At 63.0% G+C, this 15857-nt stretch carries 13 protein-coding genes; 10 read left to right on the top strand and 3 right to left on the bottom strand.

The genetic code is table 11. The features are described 5' to 3' along the window. The 3 genes from ROG8370_RS04075 to ROG8370_RS04065 are packed head-to-tail and all read left to right on the top strand — an operon-like array spanning position 1 to position 5689. On the top strand, positions 1-882 hold the full coding sequence (locus ROG8370_RS04075; RefSeq protein ID WP_085825805.1) for a DUF58 domain-containing protein: 882 nt from the start codon (positions 1-3) through the stop codon (positions 880-882). After that, positions 879-3638: a DUF4159 domain-containing protein gene (locus ROG8370_RS04070; protein ID WP_085825804.1), complete on the top strand. Its 2760-nt coding sequence runs from the start codon at positions 879-881 to the stop codon at positions 3636-3638. Before ROG8370_RS04075 ends, ROG8370_RS04070 begins: the two co-directional genes overlap by 4 nt. Continuing rightward, a complete protein-coding gene (locus tag ROG8370_RS04065; protein WP_085825803.1) occupies positions 3635-5689 on the top strand; it encodes a hypothetical protein in 2055 nt (684 codons plus the stop codon). The genes ROG8370_RS04070 and ROG8370_RS04065 overlap by 4 nt, the downstream gene beginning before the upstream one ends. A 35-nt stretch (positions 5690-5724) precedes the next feature. On the opposite strand, the gene ROG8370_RS04060 is transcribed toward ROG8370_RS04065, so the two are convergent. Both ROG8370_RS04060 and ROG8370_RS04055 read right to left on the bottom strand, forming a co-directional pair. Next, positions 5725-6084 (bottom strand): hypothetical protein, encoded by a 360-nt coding sequence (locus tag ROG8370_RS04060; RefSeq protein ID WP_085825802.1) that lies wholly within the window; start codon positions 6082-6084, stop codon positions 5725-5727. Between the two features lie 36 nt (positions 6085-6120). Continuing rightward, positions 6121-6840 carry a DUF599 domain-containing protein gene (locus ROG8370_RS04055; protein WP_085825801.1) on the bottom strand — a complete coding sequence of 240 codons (720 nt, stop codon included), beginning with the start codon at positions 6838-6840 and terminating at the stop codon, positions 6121-6123. An 83-nt stretch (positions 6841-6923) separates the two neighbouring features. Here ROG8370_RS04055 and ROG8370_RS04050 point away from each other — a divergent pair, with 83 nt between their 5' ends. From ROG8370_RS04050 to ROG8370_RS04025, 6 genes are all read left to right on the top strand, one after another. Beyond that, complete coding sequence (locus ROG8370_RS04050; protein WP_085825800.1) at positions 6924-8363, top strand: FAD-linked oxidase C-terminal domain-containing protein; 1440 nt, start codon at positions 6924-6926, stop codon at positions 8361-8363. Between the two features lie 23 nt (positions 8364-8386). Beyond that, the gene (glcE, locus tag ROG8370_RS04045; RefSeq protein ID WP_085825885.1) at positions 8387-9532 is read left to right on the top strand and encodes a glycolate oxidase subunit GlcE; all 1146 of its coding nucleotides are present in this window, start codon (positions 8387-8389) and stop codon (positions 9530-9532) included. Between the two features lie 59 nt (positions 9533-9591). After that, the gene (glcF, locus tag ROG8370_RS04040) at positions 9592-10914 is read left to right on the top strand and encodes a glycolate oxidase subunit GlcF (RefSeq protein ID WP_085825799.1); all 1323 of its coding nucleotides are present in this window, start codon (positions 9592-9594) and stop codon (positions 10912-10914) included. 62 nt (positions 10915-10976) lie between these two features. After that, positions 10977-11786, top strand: coding sequence for a trypsin-like serine peptidase (locus tag ROG8370_RS04035; protein ID WP_085825798.1), 810 nt, complete (start codon positions 10977-10979; stop codon positions 11784-11786). Further along, the gene (locus ROG8370_RS04030; RefSeq protein WP_245827199.1) at positions 11783-12601 is read left to right on the top strand and encodes a trypsin-like serine peptidase; all 819 of its coding nucleotides are present in this window, start codon (positions 11783-11785) and stop codon (positions 12599-12601) included. Before ROG8370_RS04035 ends, ROG8370_RS04030 begins: the two co-directional genes overlap by 4 nt. A 139-nt stretch (positions 12602-12740) precedes the next feature. After that, positions 12741-13208, top strand: a complete 468-nt coding sequence (locus ROG8370_RS04025; protein WP_085825883.1) for an Hsp20 family protein — start codon at positions 12741-12743, stop codon at positions 13206-13208. Between the two features lie 81 nt (positions 13209-13289). Here ROG8370_RS04025 and ROG8370_RS04020 read toward each other — a convergent pair whose 3' ends face one another. Further along, positions 13290-14531 carry an META domain-containing protein gene (locus tag ROG8370_RS04020; protein ID WP_085825797.1) on the bottom strand — a complete coding sequence of 414 codons (1242 nt, stop codon included), beginning with the start codon at positions 14529-14531 and terminating at the stop codon, positions 13290-13292. 245 nt (positions 14532-14776) lie between these two features. On the opposite strand from ROG8370_RS04020, the gene ROG8370_RS04015 reads away from it, so the two are divergent. Then, positions 14777-15802, top strand: a complete 1026-nt coding sequence (locus ROG8370_RS04015; protein ID WP_085825796.1) for a Hint domain-containing protein — start codon at positions 14777-14779, stop codon at positions 15800-15802. Positions 15803-15857 lie beyond the last annotated feature (55 nt).

Below are 15857 nucleotides of genomic sequence, written 5' to 3'. Positions count from 1 at the left end.
ATGAACGCCCCTGTCACCCCCCTGCGCCCTCGGGCCGAGGCAGAAGCCGCCCGCCTGCCGCCGCTTTTGGCGCGGGCCGAGCATCTTGCCGGTACGGTCCTGCTGGGCGAGCATGGCCGACGCCGTGCCGGTCAGGGGGATGATTTCTGGCAATATCGCCCGGTTCAGCCCGGCGATAGCCGCCGGATGATCGACTGGCGCCGCTCGGGGCGCAGTGACGCGCAATTCGTGCGCCAAAGGGAATGGCAGATCGCGCAAAGCGTGATGCTCTGGGTCGATCCGGCAGCCTCGATGCGCTTTGCCAGCGACAGCGGCCTGCCCGACAAGGCCGATCGCGCCCGGCTTTTGGCGCTTGCCAGTGCGATCCTGCTTATTCGGGGCGGCGAACGTGTCGGCCTGACTGGCGGTGCCTTGCCGCCGCGGCGCGGGCAGATTCAGATCGCGCGCCTGACCGAGGCGCTGATGCAAGACAGCGACGAGGATTACGCCAGCCCCGACATGGCCGGGCTGTTGCCGCATGGCCGCGCGGTCCTGATTTCCGACTTCATGGGCGACCTCAAGGGCCTGCGCGGTGCGCTTACGGCGGCGGCGGATCGCGGCGTGCGCGGCGTGCTCTACCAGGTGCTCGACCCGGCAGAAGAGGCCTTTCCCTATGCCGGGCGCACGATATTTGAAAGCATCGGCGGCACCATGGCGCATGAGACCCTCAAGGCCGGTGACCTGCGCGACCGCTATCTTGAACGCCTCGCCGAGCGTAAGGCAGAGCTGGCCTCGCTATGCTCTGTGACCGGCTGGCGCTATGGCTGTCATCACACCAGCGATAGCGCGCAATCGGCTCTGTTATGGCTCTATCGCGCGCTTGACGGGGGGATTGGCGCATGATGCTTGGCCCCATCGGATTTGCCGCGCCTTGGTTGCTGCTGGCGCTCGCCGCCCTGCCGATCCTCTGGATCATCCTGCGCGCCGTGCCGCCCGCACCGGTGCGGCGGCGCTTTCCGGGTGTCGCGCTTATGCTGGACCTCAAGGACGAGGATAGCGTCACCGACCGCACGCCCTGGTGGCTTTTGCTGCTGCGGATGCTGGCGGTGGCGGCGGTGATTATCGGGCTGGCGGGGCCGGTCCTTAACCCGCGCGACGCGGGCGAGGCCCGCGCCATCGACCCGCTTTTGATTCTGCTCGACAACAGCTGGGCCAGTGCCCGTGACTGGAACGCGCAGATCGCCGTGATCGACGGGCTTTTGGCCGAGGCCGGGCGCGCCGGGCGCCCCGCGGCGGTGATGCAGCTCAGCGATCCAGAGCCGCCCCTGTTTCAGGCCGCCGAAAGCTGGCGCAGCCGCCTGCCCGGCCTTGCGCCCGCGCCGTGGTCGGCCACGCCAGAGATGCTGGACGAGGCCGCCGGACTGCTGGGCGATGCGGCGTTTGAAACCCGCTGGTTCTCTGACGGTTTGATGCACGAGGGCCGCGAGCGCCTTTTGACTGCATTAGAGGCGCGCGGCCCGGTGACCGCACACGAAAGCCCGCGACCAATTTTGGCGCTCAAGCCCGCAACGCTGGCCGATGGCTTGGTCAACCTTGAGGCGCTGCGCGCGCAGTCGGGACCGACGCGAGAGATTATCGTCAACGCCCATGGCCTTGACCCCGCAGGCGTTCCGCGCGTTCTGGCCAGCCTGCCGATGACCTTTGGCGAAGGCGAGACCGGCGCGCAGGGCGCGCTATCCTTGCCGCCCGAATTGCGCGCCCGCCTCACCCGGTTCAAGATCGCCGGACAGGATCATGCCGGGGCGGTCACGCTTGGCGATGATGGCCTCAAGCGGCGCGAGGTGGCGATGATCGCCGGGCGCGATGACCGCGAAGGGCTAGAGCTTTTGTCGCCGCTGCACTACCTCGAACAGGCGCTGATCCCGACCGCCGATCTTCTGGATGGCGCGCTGATGGATGTGCTGCCGGCCAATCCCGATGTTATCATCCTCGCGGATGTGGCAACGCTGTCAGGGGCCGAACAGGCCGCGCTTCTCGACTGGACAACGCAAGGCGGGCTGTTGCTGCGCTTTGCCGGGCCGCGCCTTGCCGCGAGCGACGTGTCGCGCACCGAAGAGGCGCCGCTTATGCCGGTGCGTCTGCGTGTCGGCGGACGCACGGTGGGCGGCGCGATGAGTTGGGGCGAACCCAAGGCGCTTGCGCCCTTCGCCGAGGACACACCGTTTTACGGCCTCTCGATCCCCGAAGATGTCAGCGTCACCGCACAGGTCATGGCCCAGCCCGACCCGGTGCTGGCCGAACGGGTGATCGCGCAACTGACCGATGGCACGCCGCTTGTCACCCGCAAGCGGATCGGCGCGGGGCAGGTCGTGCTGTTTCACGTCACCGCCAATGCCGAATGGTCAAGCCTGCCGCTGTCGGGCCTGTTCGTGCAGATGCTGGAACGGCTTGCGGTTTCTTCCGCCGTGGCCCCGCCTGATGCGGCGGAACTGGCCAATACTACATGGCAGCCGGTCGCGGTGCTTGACGGGTTTGGCGCGCTCAATGATGCGGGCACCCTGCCCGGTGTGGCGGGCGAGCGCATTCTTGCCGCGCCACTTGGCCCAGACCTTGCCCCCGGCATTTATGACGGACCGGACCGGCGGATTGCCCGCAACGTGGTCTCGGCCGAGACCACGCTTGCCCCGATGGCGTGGCCCGCGCGTATCCCGGTCGAGGGCTTGGCGCGCGCGCAGGAGCTCCCTTTGGGCGGTTGGCTTTTAGCGGCCTCTTTGATGCTGTTGGTGGCTGATATCGCGGCCTCGCTTGCCCTTTCCGGACGGCTCTGGCCAGTGCGGGCGACAGCGGCGCTTTTGCTGGCGCTCGGCCTTTTCGGCGCACCCGGAGGGGCAAAGGCGCAGGATGATGCGCGCGCGATCCTTGCCACATCAGAGGTCGTGCTGGCGCATGTGATCACCGGCAACGCGGCGCTCGATGATGCCGCGCGCGCCGGGCTTGCCGGTCTGGGACGGGTTTTGAATTTCCGCACCTCGATCGAGCCTGCAGCCCCGATCAGCGTTAACCTTGAAACCGACGATCTTGCGTTTTATCCGATCCTTTATTGGCCGATCACCCCGGATCAGCCGACTCCCTCGGCCGAGGCCTATGTCAAGCTCAACGATTACCTGCGCAATGGCGGGCTTATCGTGTTTGACACGCGCGACGCCGATGTGGCGGGCTTTGGCGCGTCCTCGCCCAATGGCGTGCGGCTTCAACGGCTGGCCGCGCCGCTTGATATTCCGCCGCTCGAACCGGTGCCCGATGACCACGTCCTGACGCGCGCGTTTTACCTTTTGACGGATTTTCCGGGCCGTCATGCGGGTCGCCCGGTATGGGTTGAGGCCGCCCCGCCCGATGCCGAACGTATCGAGGGCATGCCGTTTCGCAATCTCAATGACGGGGTGACGCCGGTGGTGATCGGCGGCAATGACTGGGCCTCGGCCTGGGCGGTGAATGATCGCGGTGATCCGCTTTTTCCTGTCGGGCGCGGCTATGCCGGTGAACGGCAGCGCGAGCTGGCCTATCGCTTTGGGGTGAACCTTGTGATGCATGTGCTGACCGGCAATTACAAATCCGATCAGGTGCATGTGCCCGCTTTGCTTGATAGGTTGGGCCAATGACCGCGACGCTTATCTTTGACCCACTTTTGCCGGTGCTGCTGATCGCGGCGCTGGCGGGTCTTTTGGCCGCCGGTCTTGGGCTGGCGATCTGGCGCAGGCTTTCCGGCTGGGCGTTTCGCACGCTTGCCGGGCTGGTTATCCTGGGCGCGCTGATGGGGCCGGTTTACCAGGAGGAAGACCGCGCGCCGCTGTCGGATATCGTGATGATCGTCGAGGATGAAAGCGCCAGTCAGGGGCTTGGCGATCGCGGCGCGATGACCGCTTCGGCGGCGGATACGCTGGCCGCACGTCTTGAGGCGCGCCCCAACACCGAGGTGCGCCGCATCCGTGTGCCCGACGCGCCCGACAATGGCGGCACCCAGATGATGACCGACCTGGCGCAGGCCATGGCCGAGGAACCGCAGGGCCGGATTGCCGGCACGATCCTGTTGTCGGATGGGCGGCTGCATGACGTTGATCGCGCGCCGCCCCTGCCCGCCCCGCTGCATTTGCTTCACACCGGTCGCGCGGGCGATTGGGACCGCCGGTTAAGGATCGACAATGCCCCCGCCTTTGCCATCCTCGGCGAAGAGGTGCGCATGATGCTGACCATCACCGATGAGGGCGCCAGCCCGCCGGGCGTCACGACCGTACCGCTCGATATTTCGGTCGACGGCGCAGAGCCGCGCCGCTTTGAGGTCGCGCTTGGCGAAACGATTGATCTTCCGCTGACCCTGCCACATGGCGGGCGCAACGTGTTGCAGTTCACAACCCCTGCCGCGCCGGGCGAGCTTACTGATCGCAACAACACCGCGCTCATTCAGATCAACGGTGTGCGCGACCGCCTCAGCGTGCTTTTGGTCTCGGGTCAACCGCATCCCGGCACACGGACATGGCGCAACCTTCTGAAATCCGACAGCTCGGTCGACCTTGTGCATTTCACCATCCTGCGGCCGCCGGAAAAGCAAGACGGCGTGCCGGTGCGGGAACTGTCGCTTATCGCCTTTCCGACGCGCGAGCTGTTTCTGGAAAAGGTCGATGATTTCGACCTGATCATTTTTGACCGCTACCGTCGGCGCGGCATCCTGCCGTCGATCTATCTCGATAATATCCGCCAGTATGTCGAAAATGGCGGCGCGGTTCTATTTGCGGCGGGGCCGGATTTTGCCGGGGCCGAAAGCATCTATCGCGGACCGTTTGAGGAAATCGTGCCCGCCCGCCCCACCGCGCGGGTGGTCGAAGAGGGATATCGCCCCAAGGTAACCGACCTTGGGCAGCGCCATCCGGTCACCGCCGGATTACAGGCCGAGGGCGAAGAGGCGGGCGATTGGGGCCGCTGGATGCGCCAGATCGAGGTCACCCAGACCTCGGGCAATGTGGTGATGTCGGGTGCGGGCGAACGGCCGCTGTTGTTGCTTGATCGGGTCGGCGAGGGGCGTGTGGCGCTGCTTGCCTCGGATCACGCCTGGCTTTGGGGTCGTGGGTTCGAGGGTGGCGGGCCGCAGCTTGAGTTGTTGCGCCGTCTGGCGCATTGGATGATGAAGGAACCCGAGCTTGAGGAAGAGGCGCTCTGGGCCGAGGCCACCGGCCAGCAGATGCGCGTGATCCGCCGCTCGCTTGAAGACAGCATCGGCGCGCTCAGCATCACCACCCCGTCGGGCGAGGTGATAGAGCGCGAGATGACAGAGGTGTCGCCGGGCCGGTTCGAGCTTGTCTATGACGGGCCGGAGATTGGCCTTTACCGATTGGAGAACGACGACCAGAACGCGGTGATCGGTCTTGGCCCCGCCGCGCCTGTGGAATTTGAACAGACCATCGCCAGCGCCGAGGCCCTGCAACCGCTGATCAGCGCCACCAATGGCGGGGTGCTCGCCCTTGCCGACGGCGTGCCCGGTATTCGCGAGGTACGCGCGGGCCGCCCTGCCGCCGGACGCGGCTGGATCGGGATCACGCCGCGCGGCGCCTATGAGACCCGCAGCGTCAGCCAGATGCCGCTTTTGCCGACATGGCTTGTGTTGCTTTTGGTGTCGGGATTGATCCTGTCAGGATGGCTGCGCGAAGGACGGCGGTGAAGGGGCCGCTCGTCGGCCCTTGCGTGCCGTCCCGCTTATGGCTCTAGCGTGACGCGCAGGCTGTCGCCCGCCCAGCCATCAACCGAGCAATGCGGACGCACGAAAATCTCGCGCGTGCCATCGGGCAGGGCTAGATTGGTCAGTGATCGGGTAAAGGGCTGTTCGTTGACATGCGGGTGATGCAGGATGCGATAGCCAAGGCGATTGCCGGCGTTATCCAGCACCTCCCAGCCGTCAACATAATGCTCCCATCCGCTATCGGGATGTTCGACCGTGACATCCACACGCCAGGCCATGCCTGATTTCTCGACGTTGACGTCAAGCACTTTGGGTTCATGCGCAGAAGCAGCAGAGGCAAGGGCAAGGGCGGCGAGGGTAAGGCTAATCTGTTTCATGGCGCGCAATATAACCCATTCTGAGGGGAATAACACTCACGTCTGTGTGTGGGTCGTAGCGTCATCGGGTTGCATCAGAACGGCGCGCGACTGCGAGGCGAATTCACGGCGCAACAGCAGCAGCACGGTCACAGCGGTGGCCACCAAAAGCGCCTCTGACCCCAAAAGCCAGGCGGCAGTGGCCAGGGCAAAGTAAAGCGACCGCAGGCCGCGATTGAACCCGCGCGCGGCGGTGATGTTGATCTCGCCCGCCTTGCGCGCCCGGACAATGGCACGCGGATCACTGGCATCGTTGGGAACCGCCGCCATCACAACGGCGCAATACCCAAACAGCCGGTTCGACCAGACGAATTTGAGAAAGGCATTGGCAAGAAACAGCAGGATCACGAGAATCTTGAGCTCCCAGACGACGATAGGCTCTTGTCCGGGGGTAAGATCGCCGGCAATGCCGATCACCCGATCCAGATCGCCCAAAAGCGCCAGTGAGCCACCAATCGCAATCAGGGTGGCCGAGGCAAAGAACGATGTGCCCTGTCGCAGGGTGCCAAGGATATGGGCGTCAAAGATGCGCGGATCGCGGGAAATCATCACCACCATCCATTCGCGCCGGTACTGCGCCATAAGGCGCGACACGGACGGGCGGCCCTTGGGGGCGTGATCAATCGCAAAGCCGGTGATCGCCCACGACCCGAACAACAGCGCAAGCGCCGCCATATCGAGGCCATTGAAATAGGCAAAAGGTTCAGTCCATGACATGGTGGCACAGTACCGCCGTAAGGTTTAACTTGCCATAAGCAAAAATTGGTTATATTTTATTACCAATCATAGGGAGCGCGACCATGGAAATGCCAACCCCAAAGCCGGAAATCATCGCCAAAAAGGCCGAGCTTATCACGCGTTTGCAAGAGGTTATGCCGAAAGACGCGGTTATCTCTGATCCGTCGGAAACCCGCGTTTACGAATGCGACGCTCTGACGGCTTATAAGTGCGCTCCCCTGCTGGCCGTTCTGCCGGCAAGCACGAAAGAGGTCTCTGATGCGCTTCGGATTTGCCACGAGATGGGCGTGCCGGTGGTACCGCGCGGCTCTGGCACCTCTCTGGCGGGCGGGGCCTTGCCGACCGCTGATAGTGTCATCCTCGGGGTTGCGCGCCTGAGTGACGTGCTTGAAACCGATTACGAGAACCGCTTTATCAAGGTCCAAACCGGGCGCACCAACCTGAGCGTGACCGGCGCGGTCGAGGAAAACGGCTTTTTCTATGCTCCCGACCCATCATCGCAGCTTGCCTGTGCAATCGCTGGCAATATCGCGATGAATTCGGGCGGCGCGCATTGCCTTAAATACGGGGTGACGACCAACAACCTCATGGGGGTCACCATGGTGCTTATGGATGGCACCGTGACCGAGATTGGCGGCGCATTCCTTGATGCCGAGGGGCTTGATCTTCTGGGGCTTATCTGTGGCTCCGAGGGGCAGCTTGGCGTTGTCACCGAGGCGACCCTGCGCATCCTGCACAAGCCCGAAGGCGCGCGCCCCGTGCTGATCGGGTTTGACAGTAACGAAGTGGCCGGCGCCTGTGTGTCGGATATCATCAAGGCGGGCGTTCTGCCGGTGGCGATCGAGTTCATGGACCGTCCCTGCATCGAGGCGACCGAGGCCTTTGCCAAGGCCGGCTATCCGATGTGCGAGGCGCTTTTGATCGTCGAGGTCGAGGGCTCGGACACCGAAATCGACGAACAGCTTGCCCTGATCGAAGAGATCGCGCGCCGTCACAATCCGGTTGAGTTGCGCCAGAGCCGCTCGGCCGAGGAAAGCGCCAAGATCTGGCTTGGCCGCAAATCGGCCTTTGGCGCGATGGGACAGATCAACGATTACATGTGCCTTGACGGCACGATCCCGGTGAGCGAGCTGCCGCATGTCCTTAAGCGGATTGGCGAGATGAGCAAGGACTTCGGGCTTGATGTCGCCAATGTGTTTCATGCGGGCGACGGCAATATGCATCCGCTGATCCTGTTTGATGCCAACAAGCCCGGCGATCTTGAGCTATGCGAAGATTTCGGGGCCGAGATTCTCAAGCTTTGCGTCGAGGTCGGCGGGTGTCTGACCGGCGAGCATGGGGTGGGGATCGAAAAACGCGATTTGATGACCTATCAATATGCCCCCGCCGACCTTGAGGCGCAGATGGCGGTCAAGGACGTGTTTGATGTCAAATGGCTTTTGAACCCGGCCAAGGTCTTTCCACTTTTGTCCTCGGATTCGCATCGCGACGTGGCCGCCTGATCGGCGAAAGGATTTCCAACATGCTGACCCCCAAAACCGAAGACGATCTGGCCCGGATCGTCGCCGAGATCGACGCGCCGCTGCGCATTCAGGGCGGCGGCACGCGCCCGATCGGGATGCCAACCAACGGCACGATCCTAAGCACAAGCGCCCTGTCGGGGATCGAGCTTTACGAGCCCGGATCGCTGACGCTGGTGGCCAAGGCCGGCACGCCCGTGGCCGAGATCGAGGCGGCTTTGGCCGTCGAGGGACAACGCCTTGCCTTTGAGCCGATGGATCATCGCGGATTGTTGGGCACCACCGGCACGCCGACGATTGGCGGCGTGGCGGCGGCCAATGTCAGCGGTCCGCGCCGTATTCAATCCGGCGCGGCGCGGGATTTCATGCTTGGCGTGCGGTTTGTCGATGGTCGCGGGCAGATCATCAAGAACGGTGGCCGGGTGATGAAAAACGTGACCGGCTATGACCTCGTCAAGCTGATGGCCGGCAGTTACGGCACCTTGGGCGTTCTCACCGAAGTGTCCCTCAAGGTGCTGCCGAAACCGCGCTTTGCCGCGACCTTGCGGATTGAGGGGCTGGCCGATGAGGCCGCCGTTGGCGCACTTGGCCGCGCGCTTGGCTCGCCTTTCGAAGTCTCCGGTGCCGCGCATCTTCAGGAGGGTGACACAGGCGCACCGACCACGCTTTTGCGGCTGGAAGGGTTTGAAAACTCGGTCGCTTACCGCGGGTCGGAATTGCAGAGCATGCTCGGCGATCTGGGCAAGCTTTCGATTGATGCAGGCCCCGCCGAGACCGAGGCCACATGGGCCGCGATCCGCGATGTGGCCCCTTATCACGACGCGAAGGGCGATGTCTGGCGGATTTCGGTGAAACCAACCGATGCCCCCGGCCTTGTGGCGGGCCTGTCCGGGGCGCGGGCGTTTTACGACTGGGGCGGCGGGCTTGTCTGGCTCTTGGCACCGGAAGGGTCGGGCGTGAGTGCCACCACCATCCGCGCCGCCGTGGCAAAGGTTGGCGGCCATGCCACCTTGATCCGTGGCAACCCGTCGGTGGGCGCGTTCCAACCGCTATCGCCGGCCGTCAGCACCCTTCAGGACGCGCTGCGCCAGAAATTCGACCCAAGGCAGATCCTGAATCCAGGGCTGATGACACAGGGACGGGCGGCCTGAACCGCGCGCCTACCCCGTCGCCCGTTTGGGCCTGAAACCGCATAGATGGTGGCATAGATATGAAAACCGAATTTACCGCAGAGCAGCTGAAAGACCCGAAGATCACCCGCGCCAACGAGATTTTGCGCTCTTGCGTGCATTGCGGATTCTGCACCGCGACCTGCCCCACCTATCAGGTGCTTGGCGACGAGCTTGATAGCCCGCGAGGCCGGATTTACCTGATCAAGGATATGCTTGAAAACAACCGCGTGCCGGATGCCAAGACGGTCAAGCATATTGATCGCTGCCTGTCCTGTCTGGCCTGCATGACGACCTGTCCGTCGGGGGTGCATTACATGCATCTTGTTGATCACGCACGGGAATATATCGAAGAACGCTACAAGCGCCCGCTTGGGGATCGCGCGTTGCGCTGGATTTTGGCACGTATCCTGCCCTATCCGACACGCTTTCGGCTTGCCCTGTTGGGCGCCAAGATCGGGCGGCCGTTTGCGCGGCTGATGCCCGATGCACGGCTGCGCGCGATGCTTGAAATGGCGCCCAAGCAAATCCCGCCGGTAAGCCGCAATGACGACCCGCAGAGCTTTGCCCCCGAAGGCGCGCGCAAAAAGCGCGTGGCGCTGATGACGGGCTGTGCGCAAAAGGCGCTTAACACCGATATCAACGATGCCACGATCCGGCTTTTGACGCGGCTTGGCTGCGAGGTTGTGGTGGCCGAGGGCGCGGGATGCTGTGGCGCTCTGACCCATCACATGGGCAAGTCAGATGAAAGCCACCGCACCGCCGCCAAGAATATCCGTGCCTGGGCGCGCGAAATGGATGGCGAGGGGCTTGATGCGATCGTGATCAACACCTCGGGCTGTGGCACGACGGTCAAGGATTACGGTCATATGTTCCGCCATGACGCGCTTGCCAGCGATGCCGCGCGGGTGTCGGGGATTGCGATGGATGTCTCCGAGGTCCTGATGCAGCTTGACCTGCCGACGGGTGGCGCGCCGCAGATGACCGTCGCCTATCACGCGGCCTGTTCTTTGCAACATGGCCAACAGATCAAGACATTCCCGAAGGATTTGTTGAAACGGGCCGGGTATGGCGTTGTTGAACCCGCCGATAGCCACCTTTGCTGTGGCTCGGCGGGCACCTATAACCTGATGCAGCCGGAGATTTCCAAACAGCTCAAGGAACGCAAGGTGCGCACGCTTGAGGCCAGGAACCCCGATGTGATCGCGGCCGGCAATATCGGCTGCATGATGCAGATCGGCTCGGCCACCGGGGTGCCGATTGTGCATACTGTCGAACTCTTGGATTGGGCAACCGGTGGGCCGAAACCGCCCGCGATGGAGCGCGCGGCGCAGGGCATGACCGGGGTTCCCATTCTACGGTAATACGCCCTATTTTGGCCCTAAACGCCTGTTAATTCGCAGGTAGATACGTTTTCGGAGGGGCCATGCTGCGCACGTTATATCTGTCGCTGTCGATCTTGCTATTCGCCCAAGGCGCATGGGCGCAAGATAGCCGCCTTGAGCGCCTTGATACCGGCGATGATACCCGCCAGTGGGAGGCGGTTGGCCGCCTTGAACTTGCCGGCAAGGGGTTTTGCACCGGCTCTCTGGTGGCGCCCGATCTGGTTTTGACAGCGGCGCATTGCCTTTATGACAAGGAAACCGGCAAGCGGATTGATCCGGCCCGGATCGAATTCAAGGCCGGGTGGCGCAATGGGCGCGCTGCGGCCTATCGTTCGGTGCGCCGCGCAGTGACCCATCCCGACTATGATTTCGCCAATGGCGTAACGGCCGAACGCGTGCGCAACGATGTGGCCCTGTTGGAGCTTCACCACCCGATCAAGAACACCCGCGTGACCCCGTTTGAAACCGACGAGCGCCCGCGCAAGGGCCAGCGGATAGGCGTTGTCAGCTATGGCAAGGACCGCGCCGAGGCCCCGTCGCTTCAGAATATTTGCGAGGTTATCGCGCGCCAGCAGGGCGTGTTGGTGATGTCCTGCGAGGTCAATTACGGATCATCCGGTGCGCCGATCTTTAGCTTTGAGGGCGGCATGCCCCGGATCGTCTCGGTGGTCTCGGCCATGGCCGAGGTCGACGGGCGCAAGGTGTCGCTTGGCACACAGCTTGTTGATCCCCTGCGGGTGCTGCGCGCCGCGCTTGACGCGGGTCAGGGCGTGTTTCAGGATGCCGCCCCGAAGATGTTCACAAGCGGAGTCGCCCGGCGCAAGACCGGCGCTAAATTTGCCAAACCATGATCCGCTTGCGCCCCATTCTGCCGCTGATCCTCGCCGCGCTGTTGTCCGCCAGCGGCGCGATGGCCCAGACCAGCGGGTTGATCCGCCTGACGGATCGTGACGATCTGTTCGGATGGGAGGCGGTTGGCCGGGTCGACATCGGCCGGGGCGGCTTTTGCACCGGCGTTCTGATTGCCCCCAATCAGGTGCTGACCGCCGCCCATTGCATCTTTGATAAAACGGGCAGAGCCGTCGAGGCAACCACGATCCGCTTTCGCGCCGGGCTTCGCGATGGGGTGGTGGTCGCCGAACGAGGCGTGGCCCGATATGTCACTACCAAGGGATATGATCCCGTGACGGGCATGACGGCCGAGAACATCCGCCGCGATGTCGCGTTGCTCGAACTTGCCGAACCGATCCAAAGCGCGCTTGCCGCGCCGTTCCGCCTGCATGGCGGTGGCACAAAGGGACAGCGCGTCAGCGTCGTGTCCTACGGGGCAAACCGCGACAAGGCCCCGTCATGGCAACGCGATTGCGGGTTGAACTGGCGGCACGAGGGGATCATGCAATTCGATTGCAACATAATTTCCGGCTCGTCCGGCGCACCGGTCTTTGCCCGCGACGGCAACCGCGCGCGCATTCTGTCGCTGGTCAGTGGCGGCAATTGGAAGACCGACGACAAGGTCGCCTACGGTATGGATCTGCCTGCTTTGGTCGAGACCCTTAAGCGCGATCTGCGCGCGGGCCCGACCGCGACCACGGTCAACACCGGGTTTCGCCGGGTCGAGGTCGGCACCACCAAGCGCGCCTCTGGTGCGAAATTCGCCAAACCCTGACTGCTGCGCGGCAGGTCTTGAAACCGCAAAATGCACCCCCCACATTAATGACACCCGGTGCCGCCTAGCGGGCCGGATATTTCCATGCCTGTCCCCTCAGGGAAGGCACACATCAGGTATCGCTCAATGGAGGATGACCATGCGAAATTTTGACCTTGCCCCGCTTTACCGGGCCACTGTTGGCTTTGATCAGATCGCAGACATGATGGACCGGGTTCTATCAAGCGATGTCGCTCAGCCGACCTATCCGCCCTATAACATCGAGAAAACCGCCGATGATGCCTATCGCATTTCCATCGCGGTTGCCGGGTTTTCCGGCCGCGATCTGTCGGTTGAGGTAAAAGACCGCGCGCTTGTGGTTTCGGCCCGCAAGGCCGAGGATGATGACGCCCGAAGCTATCTGCATCGTGGCATTGCCACGCGCGCTTTTGAGCGCCGCTTTCAGCTTGCCGATCATGTGCGCGTGACCGGTGCCACCCATGCCGACGGCATGCTTCATATCGACCTGATTCGCGAGATGCCCGAAGCACTCAAGCCGCGCCAGATCGAGATTGCCAGCGGTGATGCCGTGAAACAGGACGTGGTCGACGCCAAAAGCGTCAACTAGACCTGACACCGATTAAAAGATGAATGTGCCGCCGCCGGGATGCCGGTGGCGGCATTTGTCTTTGACGCAAGCACTCATGGGTCAGGGGCGGCGCGCCATCAACAGCGGCGCGCCGCTTTGATCGCCGATGAGGTGGAGCGCGCCGTCCTCCGCGATGTCAAAGCGGGTGACCTGCTCCAACGCATCGAGCATCCGGCGTTCCTGTTCCATAAGCGGCAGAGGGCAGGCCATCATCGTGCTGCTCATGGCGCCGAAATGCATCCCCTCGCCGGTCAGACTAAACCCGCCGACCATTCGGTTGCACCCTGTGTTTCCCGCCACGCGATCGGGCGCGACAAAGTTCAGCGTCAATCGCTCTGGTTCGACCAGCGGGCTATCGCCAAGGCGCATCACCTGCCAGACGGCCCCGGTCAGCAACTCTACCGGGTTGCCACCACAGCCCCGGAGCTCGCGGTCACCAAGGGCCAAAAGCGCGATATGGGGGTGCGGCATGCCGGTGGCATCGTCCTTGCAAACCTGGTCGTGGACCGTAAGATGCGCCCCCGCAGAGGGCATGTAAAACGTATAGGCGCCGGGTGTGACCTGAACGTCAGGGCGCGCGGCCGTGCGGCGGATTTCGCCATAATCAGCCGTGATCTCGGCGCTGTTGCCGTCAAACACAACCGACCAGCCCGGTTCGTTCCCGCCCGCGCGATAGGCTGCGCGATGCGCCGACTCTGTCTTTTGACAATCCGGCAGATCGTGCCCCTCAAGGCGGATCACCGTCGTATTGCCGTCGGTCAGGACCTCTGTTTCGGGGTCATTCACGCCGACATAGCGCCCACCGGCAGCCGATTCAGCGGCGGCAAGCGTGATATCACGACCCTCGGCGCGCAGGATCATTTCTCGCCCCAGGAGCCCGACGGACACCGACAGGTCACCACAGGTAAAATCGACGGCAAAGGCCATCGGCGTGACCGGCTCAAGGATCAGCGTGCCAAGATCGAGCGGCTCGGACCCCGCGTCAAACCCCACATCGCGCAGAACCCAGCGAGGCTGCCCCTGAATGTGAATGACCGTGCTCAGACGCCCGGACAGATCGGATGGCACCGTCACCTCGAAATCAAGCGGCACCTGCTGGCCATCGGCGCTGACGGTGGTCTCGCCAAGCATGCTTCCGAAATGGCCTTCAACGACCACCGTGGCGCGTGCTTCGGGTGGCAGGGCGATGCGTTGCGCATAGCCAAGCCCGCCCTTGATGATGCGGGCGCCGTCGTCTTGCGCAAAAGCGGAGACCGGCGATATCAGGGCCATGAGACAGGCCAAGGCGATGAGGCGGGGCATCGGTTGCTTCCTTTGCGCGGGCGGATCGTCGTAGCCTATCCTAGCCATTGCCCCGCCCATGGTCGAGTACTGCTTGAGCATAGTGCGCAACGGGTATTTACCCGCATAGCGATTGCGCGCGAGAGGCCGCAGCCCCGAACCGGCAAGGACAGGACCTTTCCTAGAAAAGGCCAACCTTCAAACACCAATTCTTCACGGTTTTTCGGCATTTTAGCGGGAGTGATGAACAAAAGGATGGTTGCGTCTTGGGTGCCAGAAATACACCGATTCCCGATCTTATCGAGATTTCGGGTATAACGGAAAACACCACCTACACGGTCGACGGGTCGGGCGGCGGCACCATTTTTGGCATCGTGGATGATGCCACCTATACCGACACCGAAAACAACAACACCCCGACAGATATCAACGAGCTGAACGAGACGAGCGATGCCGATAACGGCGTTCTGACCATTGGCGGCGTAGAGTATAATATCGAGCTTGTTTCGCCCGACAATTCGACGTCGGGTGATGTGACCTATGGTTTGTCCGGCGGGGGGACGGGTACGATCCCCGGAGATGGCGACAATAGTAATATCGTGTTCATCATCGCGTCGCCGGTCGGTGGTGGCGCAACGCGTTACTTTGCATTGATGGATGATGATCTCGGTGATGTCGGACCGATCAATTCGCTTTCCACCGGCGCGCTTGATTTCAGCCCTGTCGGCGGCGACGTTATCATTGATGTCGAGCAGGATAACAACACGACCGTGGTGTGTTTCGTGGCCGGCACTCTTATCGACACGCCCGAAGGGCCGCGCGCGGTTGAAACGCTGGTGCCCAATGATCTTGTCACCAGCCTTGACCGCGGTGCACAGCCGATTTTATGGACCAATATGCGCCGCATCAAGGCAGAGGTTCTCGCCCACACACCCGCGCTTGGCCCCGTCAGGATAAGCGCCGGCGCTCTTGGTAACGGGCTTCCCAGGCGCGATCTTCTGGTATCACCTCAATACCGTATTCTTGTGCGCTCGCGGGTCGCGGCCCGCCTGTTTCGTGCGCCAGAGGTTCTTGCCCCCGCGATCAAGTTGACCGGGTCTCCGGGCATTGCGCAGCACGCGACAACTGGCGACATCCGCTATTGCCACTTCATGTGTGCGCATCACGAAATCGTTCTGGCTGAGGGTGCGCCCTGTGAAACACTGTTGCGCGGAACCCAGGCGTCAAGGCCATCAAGGACGGCAATCGCACGTCATGGACCCTGCTCAAGCGACGCGGGCGCGGGCCGGTAAGACCGATCCGCGCCCGTAACAGAGATGTGCAGAAACTTTTGTATCGTCACATCAA

This window comes from Roseovarius gaetbuli (assembly GCF_900172365.1).
Taxonomy (GTDB): Bacteria; Pseudomonadota; Alphaproteobacteria; order Rhodobacterales; family Rhodobacteraceae; genus Roseovarius; species Roseovarius gaetbuli.
The sequence above is the reverse complement of the archived record's forward strand: the minus strand, read 5'-3'. Positions and strand labels throughout refer to the sequence as shown.